Here is a 9,728-nt window from a genome sequence, read left to right on the forward strand (position 1 = left end):
TTGCGTTCGGCTCTGCCCGAACCCGGACGAGAGGAACCCGCATGAACGACGACGCTCTCCTGACAGAGCAGATGGCTTACTACCGGGCCGGAGCTGCCCAATACGACCGGCCCTACGCAGAGTACGAAGCCCTGCAGGAGTTACTGACTGTCGTCGATGACCTCCCGATTGCCGGGGACGTACTGGAGCTGGCCTGCGGAACAGGGCAGTGGACCCCGAGGCTCGCCGCGCGGGCGCAGTCGGTGACGGCTGTCGACGCGTCAGCCGAAGTGTTGGCCCTCGCTCGTGTGCGCACGGCATCCCCCACCGTCCAATTCCTCCAGGCCGACCTGTTCCAATGGCAGCCGCCACGACGCTACGACACCGTGTTCTTCGCCTTCTGGCTCTCCCATGTCCCGCCGGCGCGGCTGCCCCACTTCTGGCACACCGTCGCCTCCGCCCTCGCGCCGGGCGGCAAGGCAATCTTCGTCGACGACGGCCCCGCCGCAGCGGCAGACGAGGAAGTCCTCGCGAACCAGCCAGCCCCGGCGGCGCTGCGCCGGCTCGATGACGGCAGCCAGTACCGCATCGTGAAGGTATTCCACGATGCCCAGACCCTCACGGACAACCTCACAACGCTCGGGTGGTCGGTCCACATCCGGACCATGGCCGGGAACTTCATCGGCATCGCAGAACCGCCGACCCTCCTCTGACCAAACCACGCAGGCGGATCAGATCACCTGAGACCGCAGGCGAATCGGACCGAATCATCTGAGACAGGGGCCAGACCGACAGAGACAGGACAGGTGACGCGGGACGGGGCGACTGCTCGACGGTGTCCGGTCTGCGACGTGCACGCCGCACGACTCAGCATCGAGCGCCGGCGCGGGAGTTTCGACGGTGACGAACAGCGGTGGCGCCTGACGACGCCGGCGGTTGCCATCGGCCGCGAGGTCGGCCTGCGGGGCCTGCCCGACCGGCTGGTCGCCGAGCTCCTCTACTGCCTGCAGGTCCGCACCGCTCGGGAAGCGAAGACGCGTGACCACCGGGTCCGGCAGATCTGCGACCGGCTGCGCTTTCTCCAGGTCCCGAGCCTGGAAGCACTCGACACGGCCAACTACCAGCAGCTCACCGTGGACGGCCCGATGGTCGACACCACAACCCCCTACCGTCCCTTCGACAGCGGGGCCGACGGCTCGATGACCGGCACGGCCCGCGACCTCAACCGCTTCTTCACCGCCCTGGTCAACGGGCAGCTGCTGAAGCCCGCCGAGCTCGCTGCCATGCGGACCACCGTCCCGGTGCCGCAGGCCAGCGGCCACCCGGCAGGCACCCAGGACGGCCTGGGCCTGTTCTTCACACCCCTGTCCTGCGGCGGCGGTTACCTGGGGCACGGAGGAAGCGGCTTCGGACGATCCGGACCCCAAGGGGACGGCTGGCTGGCTCGCTCTGTCGACCACCCGCCTGGCGATCCGTTGCAGGCAGCCGCCCCTGATGGCCCTCGTCGTCCGGATCCTCGACGACCCGGGCGGCCAGACAGTCCTCGCCAGCGTGCTGTCCCGGCTTCCCTCCAGCCGTGCCGGATATCGTCGGCTGAAGCGCCTCGCCCCACACTGCTCATCCGGCATGAACACCGCCATCGACGAGAGCACCCACCTGCGTCACGGAATTGTCGGGCCGCCCGCGCTCTTCCCACAGCCTCCGAGCCACCAGGGCCTGCTCGACCCGAAGAACATCCCGCAACATCTTCCGGACGCCTGGGCCTGGCCACTGGACGAATTGAACGGGCCCGCAACCCAACTGCGCCGAGACGCCACGATCCGCCTCGTCCAGATGACTCGCGGTGGTTCCCGCGCCGCGGCTGCCCGCTACCTCGGCATCACCCCCGGCGCTCTCCAGTCCGCAACCGTCACCATCCGCGCCTGGCAGAAGATGCCGGGCAACGCGGACGCCTACCAGGACGCACTTCAACGCATCGCCGAAATCGCTGCCGCGACCGAGGTGCCTTCCTCGACGAGGCTCACCGCTCCTGATGAGATGACCGTCGGGCCTTGAACCCGTCGATGCAGGGACCGCCTACCGCCTCCCCCGGTCTCGGAATCGGGACCGGGATCGGGACCGGGATCTAAGCTGGGCGCTCCTTCCGCCCCGTCCGAGGAGTAGCGTGCCGCCGGCCTTCGTCCATCGGATCACTAAATACGACCCCGCCGACCGCGACGAGCACGGTCACTACACCGGCACCGAGGACACGGTCAGCGACCATGGGCCCGTCGAAGCGGCGTACCTGGCGGCGGTGGCCGCCTTCGCGGAGGGCTCGGGCATCGACCGGTTGGAGATCCGCGAACCTGCGGTCACGGGCTTCGTCCACTTTGGCGGGGAGTCCTCAGTTGTGGGGCACGGCCTCGGCGGGCTCTTCCCGCCCGACCTCACCGGCTACCACGACGGGGCCGAGGTCTCTCTTCCGGTCGCCCTGGAGCTGGTCCGGGCCATGCTCCGCGACCAAGGCGCTTGGTGCCGACTGGAGGTGGGGGATTTGTTCACTGTGCACGTCGGGTGGGACCAGTATGTGTACGTGGGCAGCGACCGGCCCTGTGCGGACGCCGTGGCCCGTACGCGGGAACTCGGCCTCTTCCCGGAACCGCTTACGGCCTCGCCCTACGCGGCCGAGGTCGACGAAGCGGAAGTGAAAGAGCTAGCCGATGAGCACTTCTGGATACGCGTGCACACCGCGCTGGCCTCACCGCGTGCGTTGCTCCTTGAGGAAAGCTACGTTCGCAACGCCGCACGCTGGCATCGAATCACGCCGGAGAACCTCGACACAGTGCGCGCTGGTCTCGGCCCGCGCGCCTTGCTGACCATCTGGCCCGACCTGACCCCGGACGTTGGCGCCGTCCTCGCCGCATTGCCCCAGGAGGAATCCATCGAGTTCGTCTGGGAGGCGCAGGACGGGACGATCAGCCACGCGATCGTCGACGACACCGACTACCAGGAGCTCAGCGCCCACGTGGCCGATGCCCGAGCCGCCTGCGCGCTGCCTCTGTCCCTCGCCGAACACCACCCGCTGCTCTGTGCTGCCCTCCCGGACAGCGACGGCGTATTGCGCGCCCGGTGGTGACCCGGTTCGCACGCCGGGCGAGCCAGCAGGCGCTGTGCATCGCATTTGTCCTGCCAGGCCAGATGTCGTGCTCAGTCACAGCAGATGTGACCGAGCGCCCTGAGCTTTGAAAGTCCGGGGTGCGCGCTGGACGGGCCTGGCATGCTTACGCGGTGATCGTTGACCTGGCTCCTCGCTTCCTGACCTGGGCCGACGTGGACCCCGCCCGCCACGCCTTCGACAGCGCATCCGTAGCGCAGACGGTGCGTTCGCTCGGTCCTGCCCGGTGCGTGCCCATCCGCCCCGACGTTCCTGCTGCTGACAGCGGTTCACGAAGCAGCGAAGACGCCGAGTCCTGGGCCGACGCCATGTCGTATGCGCTCGTCCTGCATTACGGCCGGTGGACCCTCGGGTGGCGCTGGACGCACGACGAGGGTGACTTCGACGGCGGACCGGTGGGGAACTGGTGCTGCCCCCGGGACTCGATCACCACGCCGGAAGAGACACTGGCCCGTGTGGAGGCGGCCCTGCGGGAGTGGCGCGAGTGGCTGGAACACCTCGCCGCCTGGTTCGAGGCCTACCCGCTGGACCTCAGAGCCATCGAAGGCCAGCGGATCCTGTGGGAACGCGCGGCGCGGAACCTGATTCAGCAGGTCGTCGACCGCACCGGGTGCGGCAGCGGCTGGCACAACCACTGCCGCCAGGTGCTCGCCTGGTTCCTCGACCGCTGGGGAGTCGCAGTGGAGGTAGCCCAGGGCCTGGTCGAGGAGGCGGTCGGTGGACGATTCCAGAGCTGGACCGGCCCTGACACGGTGGTCATCGACGACGTCGCTGAGCAGCTCGCTCGCTCTCTACAGCCGGGCGACGGCGGTACTCGAGCGGCCGTCCAGGCTCAGGACCACTTGCAGCGTTGGCTCGCGATCCGCGCGTCGGTGCCGTGGCACGAGATCCCGGATGCCGGCGCGGACGGACCAGTGGCCGCCCTTCGCGACGGCCCCGCGGAGGACATCCGGGCCTTCGACGGCGCCATCGACCCTACTCGGGCCGAAGGCCTGCTCCGCGCCCTCGAACTGCTCCGGGCCGACGCGGCACGCGGAGCGCGGCTCGACTTCGCGTTGCTCAGCACATGGCATCAGCACGTCCTGGGTTCTCCGCAGCCGCCACCATTCCGCACCTCCTCCGCCTTCGCCAAGGGCGGCCGGGAGCGTTACGGCCTCGGACCGGACACACCCGCCCGCTTCGACACCAGCCTGGCCGAGAGCGCAGCCACCGCCGGTGAACCCCTCGGACTCACCGCCCGCGCCGCCCGCACCTACCTCGACGTCTGCTTCTTCCACCCCTTCGACGACGGCAACGCCCGGTCCGCCTTTCTCGCCCTAGTCTTCGTGCTGGCCCGCGAGGGCGTCGCACTCGGTGCAGTCGGCCTTCTGCGCCGCGTCACCTTCCAGGCCGACCACCCTCAGGACCCGCTGACCCTCATCCGCTATATCAACATCCACCTTGCGGAGACCCGCGGCAGCGCCACCGACCCGACCGTCTCGGCAGCGGGGTGAGCACTCGAGTCGGCGAACGCCCACGGATCCGGATGAGCCAGAGACTCAACCGGACCACGTAAGCACGCGCGAAGCGAAATGGAGATGCCGACTCCTGGCCTGCGCAGGCAGGATCTCTCTATGTCGACCGACGTCAGCGGAATGATCGAATGCCGGCCGGGTGCCCGCCTATGGGGCCCTGACGACGAGGACTCCGTATGGGAAATCGGCATCGATCTCTTCCTCCTCAACAGAGGCAATGCCTACGACGGCCTGGCCTGCCTCTTCGGAGTCCGAAACTCCTTCGGCTTCCGTCCCTTGTCGGAGGATCGCGGCTTCCCGGACGACGCCTCGGACGGGCTGCGAGGTGAGTTCGCCGGATACGGCGGCCCCCACGATGTGCACGGGACAACCTGGCTGACCTGGGCCGAGCTGGACACCACGGACTGGCAGGAGACCGACGCCTCAGGCACACGAACCCGCGCCTCAGCCGCAGGGATCGACACCGACTGGGGTCGGGTCTGGAGCGTCATGCGCATCCTCAGCGAGGTCCACGGGGCCGAGAACGTACGCCTTGTCGTCTGGTTCCACTGACTCGTGGCTTCGTACCTGGTTGGCCAGACTGGCCATCTACGACGCTCAGTCACACCCGCTGTGACTGAGCGTTTCAGCAGGCGGATGAGCGCGCTACCTGGCGGCACTGTGCGTTGTAGCTGGCGGAACCGTGGGCGCCCCGGATGCTCGGCGAGCATCGCTGCTGCCAGCCAGAGCGGCTGCCCATCGACCCAGGGCACGATGAGTTGGGAGATCAAATGAGGCGCCGGCCTCGTCGTACGCGCCCGTGCGCTCGTGGAGGTTGCCGCCGGTGTCGAGGGCGGTGTGCAGCAGCCTGGCGCCGCGGTCCAGGGCGCGTTGCTCGTCGGCGGCAGGTAGCGGTGGCCCGACCTCGCGGGCGTGGGCGCCGGCGGCCTACCAGGTGATCTGCGGGTCGGTCACGGTGCGGCGGAAGGCGGTGAGGTCGCAGTCGCAGTCGCAGCGAGCGTCGCCGGCGGCTGCCTGGGCGTGGATGAGCGCGGCGGTCTGGGCGACGGTGACGTCGTCACAACCTCCTCGCGGCGGGTTCGGTGCTGGTGGCGCTCCCGACCATCCTGGTGATCCTGCCCCTGCAGCGGCACCTCATCGCGGGGCTGCCCCTCGGTTCGAGCAAGGGGTAGCCGTTGACCTGCGGGCGGGCACCCTCTCGTGAGGGGCGCCCGCCCGCAGGTGCGCCCTGTTGCTCGGGTTGTGATCAGAACTCAGGGTTGTCCCGCTCGGGACCGCGCACGCAGGTGTTGGTCGGGCCCCAGTCGTCATTGCAGAGAATCACCCGTGCCGAGGAGATCGCCCCCATGGGGTGCTGATAGGAGACGTCTTTCGTGTGCCCGGTACCTCCCATGCAGCCCTCGCCCCAGGCCGTTGTGTCGTCGACGATCTCAACGTGGCCGTTGTAATGCTTCACTTCCAGCCGCGCATAAACGTTGTTGCCGTCGCACGAGGTGTCATTAGCGTAGGTCCAAATGTCTTCGATCGTGCTGTCGCCGGTGAATTTGAACCACGCACCGCCGAATCCGAAGTACCGACCAGCGCCCGAGTGCACATCATCCGCTGCGGCGGGCCGCTGCTGGGCGGTCACGGCCGCTGTGCCGGCACCAGTCTGCGGCTGGGCCTGAGCTGCCTGAACCGGGAGCAGCAGCGATGCGGCCGCTAATGTGCTGTAGGGCCAGAGTTTACGCATCCGTTCTTCCCTCTCCGTTTGGCGCACCACATCCCGCTGTGGCGTTATGGTTTCTGGATTTCCCCTTCTGGTGGAGCCAGTTCCCTCTGACCGTAGAGACGCGCGGCAGCCGCACCCAAGGACCTTCGGCCCCATCCGAAAGACGACGCCCTCCTTCCGGAACCGGACGTCGAGGGGGCAACCTGAGGGGCAGTCACACCACCAGCATGAATACGGGCTGCCCCCGCCCCCAGCACCGGTGGTTCCGCCAACTACAACGCACAGTTCCGCCAGGTAGCGCGCTCGTCCGCCAACTGAAGCGCCCGCCGTGACGTGCACCTCAGGCCAGTGCCGCCTCCCCGCCGGCGGCGCGACGGGGGCCGGGCAGACGTCAGCTATCGCGCGAGCTGCACCTTGACCGGCACGTTCGGGCAGCGCGCCGCGTTCTCGGCGAGGGCGGCTTCCTCGCTGGGGTCGATCGCGAGCTTCCAGCGGGTCTTGATCGCGACCCACTGAGTCACGTACTCGCACCGGTTGCCCTCGGCCGGCGGCATCCAGGTGGAGGGGTCCTGGTCGGCCTTGCTCCTATTGGAGCTTGCAGTGACGGCGATCAACGCCCGTTCGTCGCCCAGATCGTTGGCGTACTCCTGGCGCTCGGCTGCGGTCCAGCCTCTGGCCCCAGAGTCCCAGGCCTCGGCGAGCGGAATGCGGTGGTCGATGTCGAGTCCGGACGGCCCGTCGACGTACTGGCCGTCGTACTCGGAGAACCAACGGCCTGCGTCCGCTGCAGCAGATTCACCAAGACGATGAGGCGAATCAAGACTGAGCCCAGAAGGAGCCGCGCGGGACACGGCAATTCAGGGTCCTCTCGCGGAATCGCCGGGATCGGGACTGTGTTTCGCTAAGACTCTGCAGGAACACCGGGTGCGGCGCTACGGTCCGAACATCATCTGCGACACGGGGAGGGCAGGATGCTCGATCAGGTGTTGACCGCGCTGGCTGCGTCCGGCGGTACGGCCGTGGTGACAGCGGCAGGGACGGAAGCGTGGGTTGGGCTGCGTCAGGCGGTGGCGCGCTGGTTCGGCCGGGGCGACACGCAGCGTGAACAGGCCGAACTGGAGCGCCTGGACCGGACCGAGGCCGCCCTGCAGGCCGCAGACCCGGCCGAAGCCGAGAGGGCCCGGCTTCGCCTGGAGGCGTCCTGGCAGGCTCGCATCGAAGCAGTGCTGGAAAGCCTGAGCGAAGCCGAGCGTGATCAGGCTGCCGCCCAGCTGCGCGGCCTGCTTGCGCAGTACGCCCCGCAGGGCGCCGCGACTGCCGGTCCGGGTGGCCTGGCCGTGGCCGGCAACATGGATATTCGCGCAGACGGCGGCTCGATCGCAGCTGGGGTGATCCACGGAGGGGCGCACACCGGCCCTCCTCCAGTGCCGGATCCGTCCCAGGGCTGAACGGACCGGCCACCACCAGCCCATCGCCCGCCGAGACACCTCCCACCTCTCAGCAACCGGGAGGCGTCACCGCGCATGCCCGCGATCGCAGCCTGGCGGTCGGCTATGTGGCTGACGGCGGCCAGGTCGCTTATTACGCCTCGCCACGACCTGCGGTGACCTGGCCCCACCAGGTCGGAGTGTTGCCCCGGCAGGTCGGCTGCTTCCAGGACCGGGCTGCCGTCGAACAGTTGGAGCAGGCATTGGCCCACGGGGCCACGGCAGTACTGTGCCAGGTGCTGGTCGGAATGGGAGGGGTCGGCAAAACCCAGCTCGCCGCTCACCATGCCCGCCAGGTATGGGCAGAGGACGGTGTGGACCTGCTGGTGTGGGTCAGCGCCACCACCCGAGAGGCGATCATTTCGGCCTACGCCCAGGCCGCCGCTGAGGTGCTCGGGGCCGACCTTGCCGACCCGGAACGGGCCGCCCGCGCCTTCCTGGCATGGCTGGAGCCCAAACCCGGCACCGGTCAGCGCCGATGGCTGGTCGTGCTGGACGACACCGCCGACCCCGCTGATCTACGCGGCCTTTGGCCTCCCACCAGCCCGCACGGCCGTACCCTGATCACTACCCGTCGCCGCGATGCAGCCCTGACCGGCAACGGCTTCCGCTTGGTGCCGGTGGGTCTGTTTACCTCCGCTGAGGCAGTTGCTTACCTCACCACCGCACTGGCGGCGCATGGCCGCCTAGAGCCCTCAGCCGAACTCGCTGCCCTCGTTACAGACCTGGGTCACCTTCCCCTAGCCCTGTCCCAGGCCGTCGCGTATCTCATCGATGCTGACCTGGACTGTGCTACTTACCGCACGCTGCTGGCGGACCGCTCCCGCGCGCTCACCGAACTGTTGCCCGGCTCCTCCAGCCTGCCCGACGACCAAGCCACCACCGCAGCCGCCGCCTGGTCCCTGTCTGTCGACCGCGCCGACCAGCTTCCTCCCGTCGGCCTGGCTGGCCCCATGCTGCAGTTCGCCGCCATGCTTGACCCCAACGGTATCCCCGCCTCCGTTCTGACCAGCCAACCCGCCCTGGCCTACCTCACTGAGCACTGGAGGGGCACTACCGACCAGACGTACACACGACAGATTCTGGCCCCGGAGGTCTCACTGGCGCTGCGCGCGCTACACCGGCTGAGCCTGATCGACCATTCCCCCAGGGATTCTTACCAAGCGGTCCGCATCCACATCCTCGTCCAACGCGCCACAAGGGACGCGCTTACCGCACAGCAACGTGAGCGGCTTGCCCTCGCCGCTGCCGATGCCCTCATCGCGGCCTGGCCCGATATCGAACGCGAGACCATCCTCGCCCAGGCCCTGCGCGCCAACACCACAGCGTTGGCTCGTCATGCCGAAGATGTCCTATATCAGGGCGACGGCGCGCACACCGCGCTCTTCCGCGCAGGCTCAAGCCTCGGCCAGACCGGCCAGCTCGCAGCCGCCATCGATCACTTCCAGTCCCTGGCCAACACCACCCATGAGCGATTGGGCCCCGACCACCCTGACACCCTCACCGCCCGGAACAACCTCGCTTACTGGCAGGGGGAGGCGGGGGATCCGGCCAGAGCGGTAGCAGCCTTCGCCGACCTACTGGCCGATCGGGAGCGGGTGCTCGGCCCCGAGAGCCCGGACACCCTCGCCACCCGGAGCAACCTGGCCCGGTGGCAGGCGGAGGCGGGAGACCGCGCCGGAGCGGTAGTAGCCACTGCGGAGCTGCTTGCCGATCGGGAGCGTGTGCTCGGCCCCGACCACCCCGACACCCTAAGAACCCGGCACAACTTGGCTGCCTTGCGGGGCCAGACGGGAGACCGGGCCAGAGCGGTAGTAGCCACTGCGGAGCTGCTTGCCGATCGGGAGCGTGTGCTCGGCCCCGACCACCCCGACACCCTCGCC

9 protein-coding genes and 2 pseudogenes are annotated in these 9,728 nt (G+C 68.7%); 9 read left to right on the forward strand and 2 right to left on the reverse strand.

Features of this window, described 5'->3' with window-relative positions; translation table 11 throughout:
- Positions 1 to 41 precede the first annotated feature (41 nt).
- From AC5P1C_RS37895 to AC5P1C_RS37925, 7 genes and pseudogenes are all read left to right on the forward strand, one after another.
- Positions 42 to 692 carry a class I SAM-dependent methyltransferase gene (locus AC5P1C_RS37895; RefSeq protein WP_493870519.1) on the forward strand — a complete coding sequence of 217 codons (651 nt, stop codon included), beginning with the start codon at positions 42 to 44 and terminating at the stop codon, positions 690 to 692.
- Positions 693 to 1,124: 432 nt separating this feature from the next.
- Positions 1,125 to 1,331 (forward strand): annotated as a pseudogene (locus tag AC5P1C_RS37900) (serine hydrolase); the annotation flags it as partial.
- A 142-nt stretch (positions 1,332 to 1,473) separates the two neighbouring features.
- Entirely contained in the window at positions 1,474 to 2,034 is a 561-nt protein-coding gene (locus AC5P1C_RS37905) for a hypothetical protein (RefSeq protein WP_493870541.1), read from the forward strand.
- 109 nt (positions 2,035 to 2,143) lie between these two features.
- Entirely contained in the window at positions 2,144 to 3,094 is a 951-nt protein-coding gene (locus AC5P1C_RS37910) for an RNA-binding protein (protein WP_493870520.1), read from the forward strand.
- Positions 3,095 to 3,246: 152 nt separating this feature from the next.
- Complete coding sequence (locus tag AC5P1C_RS37915; RefSeq protein ID WP_493870521.1) at positions 3,247 to 4,626, forward strand: Fic family protein; 1,380 nt, start codon at positions 3,247 to 3,249, stop codon at positions 4,624 to 4,626.
- Between the two features lie 120 nt (positions 4,627 to 4,746).
- Positions 4,747 to 5,199: a hypothetical protein gene (locus tag AC5P1C_RS37920; protein WP_479072112.1), complete on the forward strand. Its 453-nt coding sequence runs from the start codon at positions 4,747 to 4,749 to the stop codon at positions 5,197 to 5,199.
- A gap of 506 nt (positions 5,200 to 5,705) precedes the next feature.
- A pseudogene (locus AC5P1C_RS37925) lies at positions 5,706 to 5,819 on the forward strand (carbohydrate ABC transporter permease); the annotation flags it as partial.
- A gap of 74 nt (positions 5,820 to 5,893) precedes the next feature.
- On the opposite strand, the gene AC5P1C_RS37930 reads toward AC5P1C_RS37925, so the two are convergent.
- Positions 5,894 to 6,379, reverse strand: coding sequence for a hypothetical protein (locus AC5P1C_RS37930; RefSeq protein WP_493870522.1), 486 nt, complete (start codon positions 6,377 to 6,379; stop codon positions 5,894 to 5,896).
- 374 nt (positions 6,380 to 6,753) lie between these two features.
- Positions 6,754 to 7,209 (reverse strand): HNH endonuclease family protein, encoded by a 456-nt coding sequence (locus tag AC5P1C_RS37935; RefSeq protein WP_493870523.1) that lies wholly within the window; start codon positions 7,207 to 7,209, stop codon positions 6,754 to 6,756.
- 120 nt (positions 7,210 to 7,329) lie between these two features.
- On the opposite strand from AC5P1C_RS37935, the gene AC5P1C_RS37940 reads away from it, so the two are divergent.
- Entirely contained in the window at positions 7,330 to 7,806 is a 477-nt protein-coding gene (locus AC5P1C_RS37940; protein WP_493870524.1) for a hypothetical protein, read from the forward strand.
- Positions 7,807 to 7,988: 182 nt separating this feature from the next.
- Positions 7,989 to 9,728, forward strand: a 1,740-nt coding sequence (locus AC5P1C_RS37945; RefSeq protein WP_493870525.1) for a tetratricopeptide repeat protein, incomplete at its 3' end; no start/stop codon positions are given.

It is taken from the genome of Streptomyces sp. A18 (assembly GCF_059026065.1).